Annotated in this window: 15 protein-coding genes; 2 read left to right on the forward strand and 13 right to left on the reverse strand. The window is 57.8% G+C overall.

The annotated features are described in order from the left end of the window. Positions 1–2: 2 nt before the first annotated feature. On the forward strand, positions 3–263 hold the full coding sequence (yfaE, locus tag AC6I7A_RS12840; protein WP_009089055.1) for a class I ribonucleotide reductase maintenance protein YfaE: 261 nt from the start codon (positions 3–5) through the stop codon (positions 261–263). Positions 264–519: 256 nt separating this feature from the next. Here yfaE and AC6I7A_RS12845 read toward each other — a convergent pair whose 3' ends face one another. After that, positions 520–1,716: a nicotinamide mononucleotide deamidase-related protein YfaY gene (locus AC6I7A_RS12845; protein ID WP_058957785.1), complete on the reverse strand. Its 1,197-nt coding sequence runs from the start codon at positions 1,714–1,716 to the stop codon at positions 520–522. 197 nt (positions 1,717–1,913) lie between these two features. Then, positions 1,914–2,225 (reverse strand): stress response protein ElaB, encoded by a 312-nt coding sequence (gene elaB / locus AC6I7A_RS12850; protein WP_009089050.1) that lies wholly within the window; start codon positions 2,223–2,225, stop codon positions 1,914–1,916. A 334-nt stretch (positions 2,226–2,559) separates the two neighbouring features. Here elaB and AC6I7A_RS12855 point away from each other — a divergent pair, with 334 nt between their 5' ends. Continuing rightward, positions 2,560–4,218: an OpgD/OpgG family glucan biosynthesis protein gene (locus tag AC6I7A_RS12855; protein ID WP_058957786.1), complete on the forward strand. Its 1,659-nt coding sequence runs from the start codon at positions 2,560–2,562 to the stop codon at positions 4,216–4,218. A gap of 32 nt (positions 4,219–4,250) precedes the next feature. Here AC6I7A_RS12855 and AC6I7A_RS12860 read toward each other — a convergent pair whose 3' ends face one another. From AC6I7A_RS12860 to nuoE, 11 genes are all read right to left on the reverse strand, one after another. Further along, a complete protein-coding gene (locus AC6I7A_RS12860; RefSeq protein ID WP_058957787.1) occupies positions 4,251–4,709 on the reverse strand; it encodes a GNAT family N-acetyltransferase in 459 nt (152 codons plus the stop codon). Positions 4,710–4,837: 128 nt separating this feature from the next. Continuing rightward, positions 4,838–6,295 (reverse strand): NADH-quinone oxidoreductase subunit NuoN, encoded by a 1,458-nt coding sequence (gene nuoN / locus AC6I7A_RS12865; RefSeq protein WP_046102270.1) that lies wholly within the window; start codon positions 6,293–6,295, stop codon positions 4,838–4,840. 6 nt (positions 6,296–6,301) lie between these two features. Next, complete coding sequence (gene nuoM, locus AC6I7A_RS12870) at positions 6,302–7,822, reverse strand: NADH-quinone oxidoreductase subunit M (RefSeq protein WP_009089040.1); 1,521 nt, start codon at positions 7,820–7,822, stop codon at positions 6,302–6,304. A 207-nt stretch (positions 7,823–8,029) separates the two neighbouring features. Beyond that, complete coding sequence (nuoL, locus tag AC6I7A_RS12875) at positions 8,030–9,865, reverse strand: NADH-quinone oxidoreductase subunit L (protein ID WP_009089038.1); 1,836 nt, start codon at positions 9,863–9,865, stop codon at positions 8,030–8,032. Continuing rightward, complete coding sequence (gene nuoK, locus AC6I7A_RS12880) at positions 9,862–10,164, reverse strand: NADH-quinone oxidoreductase subunit NuoK (RefSeq protein WP_003854236.1); 303 nt, start codon at positions 10,162–10,164, stop codon at positions 9,862–9,864. Before nuoK ends, nuoL begins: the two co-directional genes overlap by 4 nt. Continuing rightward, a complete protein-coding gene (nuoJ, locus tag AC6I7A_RS12885) occupies positions 10,161–10,712 on the reverse strand; it encodes an NADH-quinone oxidoreductase subunit J (RefSeq protein ID WP_009089036.1) in 552 nt (183 codons plus the stop codon). Before nuoJ ends, nuoK begins: the two co-directional genes overlap by 4 nt. 10 nt (positions 10,713–10,722) lie before the next feature. Then, positions 10,723–11,265 (reverse strand): NADH-quinone oxidoreductase subunit NuoI, encoded by a 543-nt coding sequence (gene nuoI, locus AC6I7A_RS12890; RefSeq protein ID WP_009089021.1) that lies wholly within the window; start codon positions 11,263–11,265, stop codon positions 10,723–10,725. A gap of 11 nt (positions 11,266–11,276) precedes the next feature. Beyond that, positions 11,277–12,254, reverse strand: coding sequence for an NADH-quinone oxidoreductase subunit NuoH (nuoH, locus tag AC6I7A_RS12895; RefSeq protein ID WP_058957788.1), 978 nt, complete (start codon positions 12,252–12,254; stop codon positions 11,277–11,279). Next, positions 12,251–14,974, reverse strand: a complete 2,724-nt coding sequence (gene nuoG / locus AC6I7A_RS12900; RefSeq protein WP_498003732.1) for an NADH-quinone oxidoreductase subunit NuoG — start codon at positions 14,972–14,974, stop codon at positions 12,251–12,253. Before nuoG ends, nuoH begins: the two co-directional genes overlap by 4 nt. A gap of 112 nt (positions 14,975–15,086) precedes the next feature. Next, positions 15,087–16,427 (reverse strand): NADH-quinone oxidoreductase subunit NuoF, encoded by a 1,341-nt coding sequence (nuoF, locus tag AC6I7A_RS12905; protein ID WP_181405340.1) that lies wholly within the window; start codon positions 16,425–16,427, stop codon positions 15,087–15,089. 2 nt (positions 16,428–16,429) lie between these two features. After that, complete coding sequence (nuoE, locus tag AC6I7A_RS12910) at positions 16,430–16,945, reverse strand: NADH-quinone oxidoreductase subunit NuoE (protein ID WP_009089015.1); 516 nt, start codon at positions 16,943–16,945, stop codon at positions 16,430–16,432.

A 16,945-nucleotide genomic window follows, 5' to 3' on the forward strand; every position in this document is an offset into this window, starting at 1 on the left:
TTATGAGCCGCGACGTTGTTATTCTGCGCAGCTCCGGCACCCGGCTGGAATGCACGGACGAGCACACGAATCTGCTGACGCTGCTGGAAGCCAACAATCTCTGCGTGGAGTTCCAGTGCCGCGAAGGTTACTGCGGCTCCTGCCGGATGCGGCTGCTGAAGGGTGAAGTGCACTACCCGCAGAAGCCGCTGGCCTTTGTGCAGCAGGATGAGATCCTGCCCTGCTGCTGCAAAGCCAAAGGCGAGATTGAGCTTGAGTTGTAACTGAGACGAAAAAAGTCTGACTTGATTTGCTTTGAGATCGCGTCAGCTCAGGGAACACGGTCAGATCGGAAAGACGCAAAAAGCGTCATCCCTGACAGCTCGGCCCGCGCCGTCCATGGCGCGGGACGCTTTCCTCCTCTGCCCGTGTTCCCTGCGCTTTAAGCCTATTTATTGCTGTCAGACTAACCCTGTATGGGTTGAATCCGTAGTCTGATCCAGACGGGCACCTCAGGCGCCCGTTTTATTTTCCCTGTTCTCACTGTCTGATAGTTTCAAGCACATCAATCCAGCCGTGACCGGTGCTGACTTCGCTGCCGTGCAACCAGCGGCGCAGCATGTTCATCGCCATCATTGCCACCACCTTCTGCCGCGTCTCCAGGTTATGACGGCCGGTGCTGAATTTCACCCGCTGTCCGACACTGCCTTCCGGAGTATGCAGGGCAATCGCTATCTCTTCCTGATCCAGACTGCCGACAGAGAGCGCCAGCGCCGCCTGCTGCTGCGCGGCGAGCTGGCCGGTGCGGGTAACCTGCTGCTCAAGCGTCTCAGGGCGGGAAGGCAGAATGTCTGCACCGCGCAACGGCACACTGGCAGCAGCCAGTTGCCAGTAGAGCAGTCCGGCGGTGTACTGCTCACTGATCGCCAGCGCTGCACCGCGCTGCGTCAGTTCACGGGCCAGCAGGGCCGGTAAACCTTCGGTGCCTTCAAAAATGGTGCATTCCGCCAGCAGCAGCCGAACCTGCTGCCACGCCTGCTCCATCGCCACACGCTGACTTGCCGGGCCGGTGAGTTTGATCTCGATAATCGGCATGGAGGAGCGATAACCCATTACCACACCCTCGGGCAGCGGCAGCGACTCCAGTTCGGCGGCGATATCACTTTCGCCGCGACCAAAGGTCGTCAGTCGCAGACAGACCGGCGGCTCGGGCGGCGTAAACTTCGCCTTCAGGCGCGGAATGATCTGCTGCTCCACCATAACTTTAAACTCAGAGGGAACGCCGGGCGTGAAAAACATCCAGCAGCGATTGAGCTGCAGGGCAAAGCCACAGGCGGTGCCGATCGGATTATCAATCAGTTCTGCATTGGCCGGGATCTCGGCCTGCTTGCGATTACTCGCCGCCATCACCCGTCCCCGGCTGGCAAACCAGGCTTCCATCTGCTCCAGCCACCCTTGCTGCATCTCCAGTTCCACGCCAGAGGCCTGAGCCGCCGCCAGCGCACTGAGATCGTCACTGGTCGGCCCCAGCCCGCCATTCACGATCAGCACATCCGCCTCGTGACTGCGCGCCTGCAGCGTCGCGATCAGCGAATCGAGAGAATCCCCGACCGTGGTGCGGCTGGTCATCGGCAGGCCGTGCTGAAATAGCACATCCGCCAGCCAGGCCGCGTTGGTATCGACGATTTGGCCATGCAGCACCTCATCCCCGGTTGACAGCATCTCTACTCTGATCACGTCGCATTCTCCTTTTTAACGTTTGCTTTACTTTAGGAACTCCATCAGAGAAACACAATGCGCATTCCCCTCTGAGAGCACAGGGCGCTTCAGGCCGGAAAGAGAAAAACGAGGGTTTGCGGAGGCGGGCCGTGCGTTCAGGAAAAACAAAAACGGCGGGAGAGACCCGCCGTTTGATGACTGTCAGGACGTCGCGATTAACGACGCGCCAGCAGCAGCCCCAGGATCAGACCGGCGGTAGCGCCGATGCCAACACCCTGCCAGGGTTTTTCGTGTACGTAATCGTCGGCGCGGTAAGCGGCCTGTTTTGCACGATAGTAGTAGCTATCGGACGCCTGGCTGACACGGGATTTCACATCGTGCAGCGCCTGTTCGGCTTTGCTTTTAAGCTCGATGTACTTCTGGTCAGCCGGATCACCGGATGCCTTCAGTACTTCTTCCAGCGTTTCCGTCAGTAACGCAATATCGTCATCGAGGCCCGTTTCGAATTGATTTGTCTGGTTTACCATCGTTTCCTCCGTGTGAATTGCAAAGCAGTTCATTAACTATAGCCACAATCTGACGCTCTGCCGATTTCCTGCGCCAGGAATCACCTGATTTTTCATTTGCTAACCGAGCCAGCGTCTGGCAGCGCGCCCTTCCCTGTGCAAAGATGCGTAAGACGCAGCGGCAGAGACGCAATTTCGCTTCGCTTCTTTGATTAATCTGATAAATTTTAACGGAACTGAATTTTCCAGTTACCCTGCTGTCGTACCCCTCTGTTGCCTGTGATTATCGGGCCATGAAAGTGCATTTTGCACGACAGTCACGACACCCTCGAACAGCTAAGGAATGATCTCTGGCATGAATCGAAGAATGTTTATGAAAGCGTCAATGGCCTTCTCCGCCGTCAGCGGCATGACCGGCCTGTCAACGCTGTTTGCGCAATCCGCCTGGGCAGAAGATGGCATTGCTGACGGAACCGCAGTACGCTTCGATTTCGACGTATTGAAGAAAAAAGCGGCCGCGCTGGCGAAGCAACCCTGGGGCGGCGCACCAGGCGCACTGCCGGAGACACTGGCAACGCTGACGCCACAGGCGTACAACGAAATTCAGTATGACGCGAACCACTCGCTCTGGAACAACCTGCCCGACCGTCAGCTGGACGTGCAGTTCTTCCACGTCGGCATGGGCTTCAAGCGCCGCATCCGCATGTTCTCGGTTGACAGTGCCAGCCGCGAGGCGCGCGAAATCCACTTCCGTCCTGAACTGTTTAACTATAACGATGCGAAGGTCGATACAAAGCAGCTGGAGGGTAAAACCGACCTGGGCTTTGCCGGTTTCCGCGCCTTTAAGAAACCGGAACTGGCTCGCCGGGATATCGTCTCCTTCCTCGGCGCAAGCTATTTCCGTGCGGTTGACGATACTTACCAGTATGGCCTCTCGGCACGTGGCGTCGCGATCAACACCTTCAGCAACGGTCAGGAAGAGTTCCCCGATTTCACGGCCTTCTGGTTTGAAACGCCAAAAGCGGAAGATACTACCTTTACCTGCTACGCCCTGCTGGATGGCGCGAGCATTACCGGCGCATACAAGTTCATCATCCATTGCGAAGAGAAACGCGTGGTGATGGAGGTGGAAAACCACCTGTTTGCCCGCAAAGAGATCCGCCAGATTGGCATCTCGCCCATGACCAGCATGTTCAGCTGCGGCACGAATGAACGCCGCATGTGCAACACCTACCATCCGCAAATCCATGACTCCGATCGCCTGGCGATGTGGACCGGTAAAGGGGAATGGATTGCCCGTCCGCTGAACAATCCGCAGCGACTGCAGTTCAACGCCTACGAAGATGAGAATCCGCGTGGCTTTGGCCTGCTCCAGCTTAATCACGACTTTAAAGATTATCAGGATGTGATTGGCTGGTATGACAAGCGTCCGAGCCTGTGGGTGGAGCCGGTCGGCAAATGGGGCAAAGGTGCGATTAACCTGATGGAGATCCCGACGACTGGCGAAACGCTGGATAACGTGGTCTGCTTCTGGCAACCCGCAGAACCGGTCAAAGCGGGCAGCGAGCTGAACTTCTCCTACAAGCTCTACTGGAGTGGTCTGCCGCCGGTGCGCAGCGGTCTGGCGCGCGTTGACGCCACCCGCACCGGTATCGGCGGTTTCCCGGAAGGCTGGGCGCCTGGCGAACACTTCCCGGAAACCTGGTGCCGTCGCTTCGCCATTGATTTCATCGGGGGTGATTTGCAGGCTGCCGCGCCGAAAGGCATCGAGCCGGTCATTACCGTGTCATCCGGTAGCGTGAAACAGGTCGAGATTCTGTATGTCGATCCGCTGAAGGGTTATCGCATTCTGTTTGACTGGTATCCGAACAGCGACTCGACCGCGCCGGTCGAAATGCGCCTCTTCCTGCGCACCAAAGAGGAGACGCTGAGCGAAACCTGGCTCTATCAATACTTCCCGCCTGCGCCGGATCAGCGGAAATATGTCGATGACCGCCAGATGACGGTCGGCTGATGTAAACAGGCGAGGCTCCGGCCTCGCCTTTTTTATGGCGCGACCTTCAGCATATCGACATGGGGGATCCCATCTTCCAGATAGACCTCCCCTGTCGCCACAAAACCATGCTGCCCGTAGAAGTTCTCCAGATGCGCCTGCGCAGAGAGAAACAGGTCGCGGCCCGGCCAGTGCTGCTGACAACGGCTGACCGCCTGCTCCATCAGACGACGTCCCAGCTGCGCACCGCGCACCCGATCGGACACGATCACCCGACCGATTTTTACCGGGCCAGAGGCTTCCTCCGGAGACAGCAGGCGCGCATAGGCCACCAGCTGGTCACCGGCCATCCCCAGCAGATGCCGGTTTTCTGCCTGTAAATCTCTGCCATCCACATCCAGATAGGCGCACTGCTGCTCCACCACAAAGACCTGACTGCGCAGCGCCAGCAGCGCATAGAGTTCGGCGGGCGTGAGTTCACGATGGTGTTTATCGAGCCAGCAAATATCCATGATTTCTCCTGAGAAGGCCGGATGGGTTATGGCGACGAGGCCATAACGTCGCGATTTACAGATGACAGGTCAATGGCAGACAAAAAAAATCAGGCCCGAAGGCCTGATTCGTCAGAGCGTCATTCCGCTTACATCAGCGGCTGAGCCATCATCACCAGTCTGATTAATGGCTGCGGGTAGACCCCTAACAGCAGCACCAGAATGGCGGAGATCAGCACGACCACACCACCGGCGGTAAACGCCCAGTTAGCTGGCGTATCACGGGTGTGCAGCTCCGGCGGGCTGAGGTAAAGACTGACCGTGACGCGCAGATAGTAGTAAAGACCAATCGCACTGCCCGCCACCACGGCGCCGGTCAGCCACCACAGGTGTGCACTGACGCCGGAAGCGATGACGTAGAATTTACCGATAAAGCCCAGCGTCATCGGGATACCCGCCAGCGACAGCATCATCACCGTCATGACCGCAGAGAGAATCGGACGATGCCAGAACAGGCCACGGTAGGAGTAGAGCGAGTCCGCATCCGGGCCACGATACGGGCTGGACATCAGACTGACCACACCAAACGCGCCCAGGCTGCTGAACAGGTAACCGGCCAGATAAACCCCGGACGTTTCCATCGACAGCTCATGATCTTTCACCGCAATCAGCGCCACCAGCAGATAACCCAGGTGGGCGATGGAAGAGTAGCCCAGCAGACGCTTAATGTTGCTTTGCGAAATCGCCATCAGGTTACCGAACAGGATCGATACGAAGGCGATCAGGCCCAGTACCGTGCGAACGGCCTCGCTGTCGGTCACCGGCGCATACATGAAGAGACGCATGATGACACCGAAGATGGCGATCTTGCTGGCGGTTGCCAGGAAGGTCGACACCGGCGCGGGCGCACCCTGATAGACATCAGGCGTCCAGAGGTGGAACGGAACCAGCGAAAGTTTGAAGCCCAGACCGATGATCATCATGCCCAGCCCAACCAGCAGCAGGGGCTCCTGAATCATGCTGTCGGTCAGACTCTGACCCAGCGCAACGAAGCTCAGGTTACCGGAGTCAGCGTAGATCAGCGCGATACCAAACAGCAGGAACGAGGAGGCCGCCGCGGAAAGAATGGTGTATTTCAGCGCCGCTTCCAGCGAACGTTTCTGGCGGAACGCATAGCCGATCAGACCAAACAGCGGCAGCGACAGCAGCTCAATCCCGATGAACAGCGCCGCCAGATGGTTGGCACTGGCCAGCACGATGCCACCCAGGGCCGCAATCAGCACCAGCAGGTAGAACTCATCTTTGTTGTCCGGGAAACCGGCCAGCCACGGATAGGCAAAGGTGCAGGTCGCCAGGCTCGCCAGCATCACCAGCGCGGTGTAGAACATCGAATAGCCATCGACACGCAGCAGCGGCGTGACATCCATTGCGCCGACCTGACCGACAAAATAGAGCGACAGCAGCGCCAGGTTCAGGCCAACGACCGTTAGCGTGGCGTTAACGAAGTGGTTGCGTCGCCAGGCAATGGACAGCATCACAACCACCACCGTCAATCCGACGATTAACAGCGGCAGCAACGCAATCAATTGGTGAGGAGTTATTGTCATGGCGAATTACGGCCTTGTAGTTGAAATTGAAGCGGTAAACCACTGCTGAATATTGCTCATGGCAGCGTGCGAAGTATCCAGAATCGGCTGTGGATAGACGCCCAGCAGCACCAGCAGGACCACCAGAACCCCGATGGTCATGAACTCACGCGGTGACATGCCTGGCAGCGGATCTTTTGATTTCGCTTCGCCGTAGTAGGCGCGCTGCATCATGACCAGCGAGTAAACGGAGGCGAACACCAGACCAAAGGTGGAGATGATGATAATCGTCGGCACCACCTGGAAACTGCCCGTCAGGATCATGAATTCGCCGACGAAGTTACCGGTACCCGGCATCCCCAGGTTGGCGACAGCAAAGAACAGCGACAGGCCCGGAATCCATTTGATGCGTGACCAGAGTCCGCCCATCTGGCGCATATCACGGGTATGCAGACGCTCATACAGCTGACCACACAGGATGAAGAGCGCGGCAGCCGAGAGACCGTGTGCAATCATCTGGATCACCGCACCCTGCAGCGCCAGCTGGCTGCCGGTGTAGATAGCAATCAGCACAAAGCCCATGTGCGAAATCGAGGTGTAGGCAATCAGTCGCTTGATATCGGTCTGCGAAAACGCCATCCAGGCACCGTAGAAGATCCCGATGATACCCAGCCACATGGCAACAGGCGCAAACTCTGCCGAGGCGTTCGGGAACAGCGGCAGGCTGAAACGCAGTAAGCCATACGCTGCGGTTTTCAGCAGGATGCCCGCCAGGTCAACAGAACCCGCCGTCGGCGCCTGACTGTGCGCGTCCGGCAGCCAGCCGTGCAGCGGCACCACCGGCATTTTCACCGCGAAAGCGATAAAGAAGCCCAGCATCAGCAGATATTCAACACCGTGTGTCATCGGCGTCTGCAGCAGCTGCTCATAGTTGAACGTCCAGACGCCGGTTGCGTTGAAGTGGACAAACACCAGTCCCAGAATCGCAATAAGCATCACCAGACCTGACGCCTGGGTGTAGATGAAGAACTTGGTTGCAGCGGTAATACGGGTTTTGCCGTCGGAGGCTTTATGACCCCAGAGCGCGATGAGGAAGTACATCGGCACCAGCATCATTTCCCAGAAGAAGAAGAACAGGAACATATCGATGGAGAGGAACACACCGATGACGCCGCCCAGGATCCACATCAGGTTGAGGTGGAAGAAGCCCTGATACTTTTCAATCTCATTCCAGGAGCAGAGCACCGCCATCAGACCGAGCAGGCCGGTCAGCACCACCATCAGCAGCGACAGACCGTCGATAGCTAAATGGAAGCTGATGCCGAAGCGTGGGATCCACGGAACGGAGAAACTTGACTGCCACTGCGGAATGCCCGCTGCCTGCGTCAGTGAATAGCCTCCCTGCAACCAGAGTTGCAGTGAAAGCGCCAACGTCAGCCCCATGGTGATCAGCGCGATCCAGCGTGGCACCTTCGCGCCGAGGCGCTCGGTCAGCCAGCAGATCAGACCGCCGACGAAGGGTATGATAATTAGCCAAGGTAATAACACGGCACACTTCCCTTTTATGACCTTTTCTGAGCTATCTTACTTGCCATTTTCATTCCCGGCAGTGCTCGCAATCCTCACATACTTCAGTATGCTCCGGTTGCTGTGCGCTGGCGGTAATGAAACTGGCTGCGACGATAACGCTCATTACTCAGGTAATTTTTGACATTCTTAATTGGGGTGAGGTAACTCACCCCCGCTCATCAATCTTTACATCACCAGCAGCAGAGCCAGCACCAGCACGGCACCCACGCTCATTGACGCAACGTACCAGCGCAGGTAGCCATTCTCACTGACGACCAGGCCTTTGTTGGCAATACGTGACAGCAGTGCAGGCAGGTTCATCAGGCCATTCAGTGGGTCGCGCTTCAGCAGCCACGCAATACCCAGGTAAGGTTTGACGAACACTTTATCGTAGAGCCAGTCGAAGCCCCAGGCTGCAAACCACCAGGTGCCGAAGAAGCGGCCAGGTGCACTGTTTGCAATCCGGGTAACCAGCTCACGTTTGCCCAGCCACAGCGCGGCAGCGATCAGAATGCCGACAATCGCGACAACGCCTGAGGTGATTTCCAGTCCCACTTTGCCCGCTTCGCCGAACTCACTGGCTGGCAGGACACCCGCCAGCGGTGGCGTGATCAGCGCACCAATAAAGGTGGAGAGCAGCAGCAGCACAATCAGCGGCAGATGATGGGTAATCCCCTTACCGGCATGCGCATGAATTTTCTCTTCGCCGTGGAACACGATAAAGATCATGCGGAAGGTATAGATTGAGGTCAGGAATGCCCCGACCAGTCCGGCCACCATCAGATTGATGTGACCGTTAGCCAGTGCGCCAAACAGGATCTCATCTTTACTGTAGAAGCCCGCGGTGACCAGCGGCAGGGCCGCCAGGGCCGCGCCACCCACCAGGAAGCAGGTGTAGACCAGCGGAATACTTTTACGCAGGCCGCCCATTTTGAAGATGTTCTGCTCATGATGGCAGGCCAGAATGACCGAACCAGAGGAGAGGAACAGTAACGCTTTAAAGAAGGCGTGCGTCATCAGATGGAAAATCGCCGCATCCCACGCCTGGACACCGAGTGCCAGGAACATGTAGCCAATCTGGCTCATGGTGGAGTAAGCGAGCACGCGTTTGATATCGGTCTGTACCAGCGCAGCAAAGCCCGCCAGCACCAGGGTTATCGCCCCGACAATGCCCACCAGATGCAGCACTTCCGGCGTCAGCAGGAACAGACCGTGGCTACGGGCAATCAGATAGACGCCCGCGGTGACCATGGTCGCGGCGTGGATCAGTGCTGAAACCGGTGTCGGACCGGCCATGGCGTCTGCCAGCCAGGTCTGTAACGGCAGCTGAGCCGATTTACCGACCGCGCCACCCAGCAGCATCAGGGTTGCCCACTGCAGCATATGGTTGTCTGCGGCAAAGTGCGCCGGTGCCAGCGCCATCATCTCACGGAAGTTCAGCGTGCCCAGCTCGTTGTAGAGGATGAACAGACCGAATGCCAGGAAGACGTCGCCCACGCGGGTGATGATGAACGCTTTCATCGCCGCTTTGCCATTTTCCGGATTGCTGTAGTAGAAACCGATCAGCAGATAGGAGCAGAGCCCTACCCCTTCCCAGCCCAGATACATCAGCATCAGGTTATCGGCCAGTACCAGAACCACCATGCTGGCGATAAACAGGTTGGTGTAGGCGAAGAAGCGGGAGTAGCCCTCTTCACCCCGCATGTACCAGGAGGCGAACATGTGAATGAAGAAACCCACACCGGTTACCACAGACAGCATCGTCAGCGACAGGCCATCCAGCGCCAGGTTCACCTTCATGTCGAAGTTGCCGACATGCATCCAGGTCCAGAGCGACTGGGTATAAGCCTGCTGACCGTTGGCGAAGAAGTCGAAACCGATCATCGCTGTGGTCAGGGCCGCCAGGCCTACCGATCCCATACCAATCGTGGCCGACAGGTTCTCTGACCAGCGACCGCGGGAAAACGCTAACAGCAGAAAGCCGATTAGCGGAAACAAGACAGTTAAATAGAGAAGATTCATCCGCGCATCTCGCTCACAGTATCAATGTTCAGCGTCTGACGACGACGATAGAGCTGAAGCAGCAGCGCCAGACCAATACTGGCTTCCGCTGCTGCCAGGCTGATGGCCAGGATATACATCACCTGTCCGTCGGCCTGACCCCAATAGCTCCCGGCAACCACCAGGGCTAACGCGGCGGCGTTGATCATGATTTCCAGGCCGATCAGCATAAACAGCAGATTGCGGCGGATAACCAGCGACGTGAGTCCAAGGACAAACAGCACGGCAGCCAGAATCAATCCATGTTGTAACGGGATCATGCGCTCTCCTTTTTCGCCTGTGCGGCGTCAGCAGGACGGTTGCTCAGGACTTCACCCTGGCGCTCTTCACGACCGATATGGAAGGCCACGACCAGACCGGCCAGCAGCAGCATCGACGCCAGCTCTACCGCGAGGACGTATGGACCAAACAGGCTGATACCGACCGCTTTAGCGTCGATGATCGTGCCGTCAATACCCTGGTCATTGGCGGTCAGGATGGCGTAGACCATCACCACCAGCAGCAGCAGCGACACTAGGCCCGGACCAATCCAGAGTGAGGGACTGAGCCACTCGCGCTCCTGTTTCTGCGTCTGTTTGCCCAGGTTCAGCATCATCACGACGAAGACGAACAGCACCATGATCGCGCCAGCATAGACGATGATCTCCAGCGCACCCGCAAAATAGGCTCCCATTGAGAAGAAGACGCCGGCGATCGATAACAGCGAAACGATCAGGTACAGCAACGCATGTACCGGATTGGTGTGGGTAATGACGCGCAATGTCGTCAGCACCGCCACCAGTCCGCAAAGATAAAACGCAAATTCCATGCCTTGCTCCTTAAGGTAATAAGCCTTTGACGTCGATTGGCTTCGCTTCGTTTTCCGCTTCGCCTTTATCTTTACCGTCAATCGCCATACCTGCCATGCGGTAGAAGTTGTACTCCGGATATTTACCCGGTCCCGAAATCAGCAGATCATCCTTCTCATACACCAGATCCTGACGCTTAAACTCGCCCAGTTCAAAATCGGGCGTCAGCTGAATCGCGGTAGTCGGACAGGCTTCTTCACACATGCCGCAGAAGATGCAGCGTGAGAAGTTGATGCGGAAGAACTCCGGATACCAGCGGCCATCTTTGGTTTCCGCTTTCTGTAGCGAAATACAGCCAACCGGACAGGCAACCGCACACAGGTTACAGGCCACGCAACGCTCTGCCCCATCCGGATCGCGCGTCAACACGATACGGCCACGATAGCGAGGTGGCAGATAAACCGGCTCTTCCGGGTACATCTGCGTTTCACGTTTGGCAAAGGCGTGCAGCCCTATCAGCCAGATACTGCGAACTGTCGTGCCAAAACCGACGACAATATCTTTCAAAGTCATTTGTTAACCCCTTACGACGCTGTGTAGAGAATCACTGCGGCAGTCGCCAGCAGGTTCAGCAGCGTCAACGGCAGACACACTTTCCAGCCGAATGACAGCACCTGGTCGTAGCGTGGACGCGGAAGCGCGGCGCGGATCAGGATGAACATCATCATAAAGAACGCCGTTTTCAGGGCGAACCAGATGAACGGCGGCAGGAAGGGTCCATGCCAGCCACCAAAGAACAGCGTGACGATCAGGGCGGAAACCGTGGTAATCGCCACATACTCGCCGACGAAGAACAGGCCGAACTTCATCCCGGCGTATTCGATGTGATAACCGTCAGCCAGTTCCTGTTCCGCTTCTGGCTGGTCAAAGGGATGACGGTGACACACCGCCACACCTGCAATACAGAAGGTCACAAAACCGAAGAACTGTGGGATGATGTTCCAGAGATGCGTCTGGCTGTTGACGATGTCGTTCATATTGAACGAGCCCGCCTGCCCCACTACGCCCATCAGCGACAGCCCCAGAAACACTTCATAGCTCAGGGTCTGCGCCGAGGCGCGCATCGCACCCAGCAGCGAGTATTTGTTGTTACTCGACCAGCCGGCAAACAGCACCGCATAGACCGCCAGACCTGCCATCATCAGGAAGAAGAGCAGACCGATGTTCAGGTCGGTCACCATCCAGGTCGGTGAAACCGGCACGATAGCAAAGGCCAGCAGCAGCGAAACAAAGGCGATAACCGGTGCCAGAGTAAAGATAAAGCGGTCGGTAAACGGCGGTACCCAGTCCTCTTTAAAGAACATTTTGATCATGTCCGCCACCAGCTGCAGTGACCCGCCCCAGCCTACGCGGTTCGGTCCGTAACGGTTCTGGAACAGGCCGAGCAGACGACGCTCGGCGAAGCTCATGAACGCGCCGCAGGCCACGACCACCAGCAGAATGACGATGGCTTTAACAATGGCCAGCAGAATGTCGATAACGTCCGGTGTTAACCAGCTCATTGCGCCGCCTCCTGCAGAGTGTCGATTTTACCGTTCGCCAGGAATGGCGGAACGCCTGGCATGCCCAGCGGCAGACCAATCTGTCCCGCCTGCAGTGACGCCGAGAAACGCACCGGCAGACGCACGATCTCACCGGCACAGCTGAACTCGACGGCTGCGCCATCGTTGACGCCCAGCTTCGCCGCATCGTCCGGGTTGATCACCAGAGCAGGCTGCGCCATACGCTGCTGGAAAACCGGGGAACGCTGCGACATCTCCTCACTACCAAACAGCTGGTAGCACGGCGCCACACGCCACTGCCCTTCACTGACAAAGGCCTGAGGGACACGGGTAAACCAGGGTAACTGACCGGCGCTGGCTTCAAACAGGCGCACGCCCGGATCGCCATGACGCAGTTTGCCGCCCACTTCGGCCTGGAATTTGTTCCACGCCTGAGGGGAGTTCCAGCCCGGTGCCCAGGCAAACGGGATCTGAGAACGCGGGGCCGACGGCTGGTTGTTCCCTTCCATCGAGAAGGCAAACATCGTGTCCTGATCCTGCGGCTGACGCGGTTCGTGGACGCTGATGTTGGCGCGCGCGGCGGTACGACCACTCGCACGGATCGGCGAACGTGACAGTTTCTGGCCCCGGATACGGAAGCTGGCGTCAGGCGCCGCCTCTTTGATGCCGGCCAGCTGCGGCAGACGGGTAACCACGGCATCGATAACGTGATCGAGCTGGGTCCAGTCCACGTGACGGCTTTCCAGGGTGCTGTGCAGCGAGTGCAGCCAGCGCCAGCTCTCCAGCATCACGACGCTGTTGTCGTAATAAGCGGGATCGTAAACCTGGAAGAAACGCTGCGCGCGGCCTTCATGGTTAACAGAGGTACCATCGCTTTCGGCGAAGCTCGCAGTCGATAAGACCAGACCCGCCTTCTCCACGGTCGCGGTGCGCTGATGATCCACCACGATCACGTTCGTGGTCTGAGCCAGCGCCGCATCCACCAGCGCTTTGGGCGCATGGCGATAGAGATCGTTTTCCAGCACCACCAGCGCGTCGGCTTCACCGCCTGACAGCTGCTCCAGCGCGTGCTCCAGTGGATTGCCGCCGATCAGGCCAAGTCCGACACTGTTGGCGTGGCCAGCCAGCAACGTAATGCCGACATCGGCACCGCGTGCCTTCAGGGCTTTGGCGACGTTTGCGGCGGCTTCAATCATGGCACTGCTGCCGGAATGGGTACCGGAGATGATTAATGGCTTTTTCGCGCCCGCCAGTGCCTGAACCACCACATCCATTCTGGCGCTGAGTGCGCTGTCGAAATCGGTCACCGCAGGCGCGGATTCATCCAGCGCACTGGCGATGGCGAAACCGAGACGCGCCTGATCGTCAACCGGCGCACGATAGCTCCATGCGGCGATATCATCCAGACGGGTTTCATCAACGTGGGTGACAAATAGCGGATGTTTCGCATGCTGACCGATGTTCAGGATCGCGGCGATCTGCCAGTCTGCCACCTTCTGTGCCGCGGCCATATCACGCGCTTTGCCTTTCACCGCCTGACGGACGGAGAGCGCCACACGTGCGCCGACCTGAGTCAGATCTTCACCCAGCACCAGCACCGCATCGTAGCTTTCAATCTCACGCAGCGAAGGGGTGTAAATCCCCCCCTCACGCAGCACTTTCAGCATCAGTTCAAGCCGGGCCTGCTCTGCTGCCGGTATACCGGTTGAGAAGTTCTCCGCCCCGACCAGTTCACGCAGGGCAAAGTTACTTTCAACGCTGGCGCGCGGTGAGCCGATACCGATCACTTTCTTCGCCTGGCGCAGCAAATCAGCCCCGGCGTTAACCGCCTGCTCGGCGTTCAGCGTCACCCAGTCGTTGCCACGCAGCAGCATCGGCTGACGCGGACGATCTTTACGGTTCACATAGCCATAGCCAAAGCGGCCACGGTCACAGAGGAAGTAGTGGTTAACGGTGCCGTTGTAACGGTTTTCGATACGGCGTAACTCACCATAACGTTCACCCGGGCTGGTGTTACAGCCCACGCTGCACTGCTGGCAGATGCTCGGCGCGAACTGCATATCCCATTTACGGTTATAGCGTTCGGAGTGTGTTTTGTCGGTGAACACGCCGGTCGGGCAGATTTCGACCAGGTTACCGGAGAATTCGCTTTCCAGCGTGCCATCTTCCGGGCGACCGAAGTAGACGTTGTCATGTGCGCCGTAGACGCCCAGATCTTTGCCATCGGCATAATCTTTGTAGTAACGCACGCAGCGATAGCAGGCGATACAGCGGTTCATCTCGTGCGAGATGAAGGGGCCGAGATCCTGATTACGGTGGGTGCGCTTGGTGAAGCGATAGCGGCGGAAGCTGTGGCCGGTCATCACTGTCATATCCTGCAGGTGACAGTTACCGCCCTCTTCACACACCGGACAGTCGTGTGGGTGGTTGGTCATCAGCCACTCCACCACGCTTTCGCGGAACTCTTTCGCTTCGCCATCGTCGATGGAGATAAATGTGCCGTCAGAGGCCGGCGTCATGCAGGACATGACGAGACGACCACGGGTATCTTCGGCATTCTGGAATTGCTTTACCGCACACTGGCGGCAGGCCCCGACGCTTCCCAGCGCCGGATGCCAGCAAAAGTAAGGAATATCAAGGCCCAGAGAGAGACACGCCTGTAGCAGGTTGTCCGCTCCGTTCACATCATACTCTTTACCGTCTACATGAATTGTAGCCATAGTGACATGCTTCCGTAAGGCTCGTCAGAGACGAGCGTTAATCATATTCTTGCCCCGACGCACGACATTGTCGGGGCGGCGGCACCAGGCCTGTTCCGTGTGCGGCGGCGAATTACCAGCGCGCTTTCAGCAGGTTTGGCTGGATCCCGCCAATGGAGCGGGTATTGCCAAAGACCTGCGGCGCCATGCCGGCTTCAAACTCTTCACGGAAATATTTAATCGCACTCTGCAGCGGCTCGACCGCGCCCGGGGCATGCGCACAGAAGGTTTTACCCGGACCGAGCTGACGGCAGAGTTGCAGCAGGGTTTCGATATCCCCTGGCTGCCCCTGCTTCTGCTCAAGCGCGCGCAGAATTTTTACGCTCCACGGCAGACCGTCACGGCACGGCGTACACCAGCCGCACGACTCACGGGCAAAGAACTCTTCCAGGTTACGAACCAGCGAGACCATATTGATTTCGTGGTCGACGGCCATCGCCAGGGCGGTGCCCAGTCGGCTGCCTGCTTTACCGATGCTGGCAAATTCCATCGGCAGATCCAGATGCTGCTCTGTCAGGAAGTCAGTGCCTGCGCCACCGGGCTGCCAGGCTTTGAACTTCAGTCCGTCGCGCATGCCGCCCGCGTAATCTTCAAGGATTTCACGCGCGGTAATGCCAAATGGCAGTTCCCAGACGCCAGGATTTTTAACCCGCCCGGAGAAGCCCATCATTTTGGTACCGGCATCTTCACTCTTTGAGATGCTCTTGTACCACTCTACGCCGTTGGCCAGGATCGCCGGGACGTTAGAGAGGGTTTCCACGTTGTTCACGCAGGTCGGTTTGCCCCACGCACCGGCACTCGCCGGGAAGGGCGGTTTGGAACGCGGGTTAGCACGGCGGCCTTCCAGGGAGTTAATCAGCGCCGTCTCTTCGCCGCAGATATAACGTCCTGCGCCGGTGTGGACGATCAGCTCAAAGTCGAAGCCGGTGCCAAGAATATTTTTGCCGAGAAAGCCCGCTTCGGTCGCTTCGGCAATCGCGCGGCGCAGATGCACCGCCGCTTCAATATATTCACCACGCAGGAAGATGTAGCCACGGTAAGCCTTGAGAGCGAAGGCGCTGATCAGCATCCCCTCGACCAGCTGGTGCGGCATCTGCTCCATCAGCAGGCGGTCTTTATAGGTGCCCGGCTCCATCTCATCGGCGTTACACAGCAGGTAACGGATGTTCATCGACTCATCTTTCGGCATCAGGCTCCACTTCAGCCCGGTCGAGAAGCCTGCACCGCCGCGCCCTTTCAGGCCGGAATCTTTGACTGCCGCGACGATCTCATCCTGCGACATGGTTTTCAGCGCTTTTTCCGCACCGGCATAGCCGTTTTTACTGCGGTATTCGTCCAGCCAGACCGGCTGCTTGTCGTCGCGCATCCGCCAGGTCAGCGGGTGAGTTTCAGCAGTACGAATGATCTGTTTGATTGTCATTGATACTGCTCCAGCAAAGAGGGAATGCCTTCCGGCGTCAGATGAACATGGGTATCTTCGTCCACCATCATGGTCGGCCCTTTATCGCAGTTCCCCAGGCAGCAGGTCGGCAGCAGCGTAAAGCGGCCATCAGCCGTGGTCTGGCCCGGTTTGATATTCAGCTGCTGCTCCAGTGCGGCCTGGATGCCCTGATAGCCGGTGATGTGACAGACCACGCTGTCGCAGTAACGGATCACATGACGCCCCACCGGCTGACGGAAGATCTGGCTGTAGAATGTCGCCACACCCTCAACATCACTCGCCGGAATCCCGAGGACGTCGGCGATCGCGTTGATGGCACCATCCGGTACCCAGCCACGCTGTTTCTGCACGATCTTCAGCGCTTCAATGGAGGCTGCACGCGCATCTTCATAGTGGTGTTTTTCGTGCTCAATGGCGTGATGCTCTTCCGCGCTCAGCACGAAGACCTCATCAGGGTCGATCGTTTTAATGGCAATGTGTTGATCGTGCAT

Source organism: Type-F symbiont of Plautia stali (assembly GCF_059731105.1).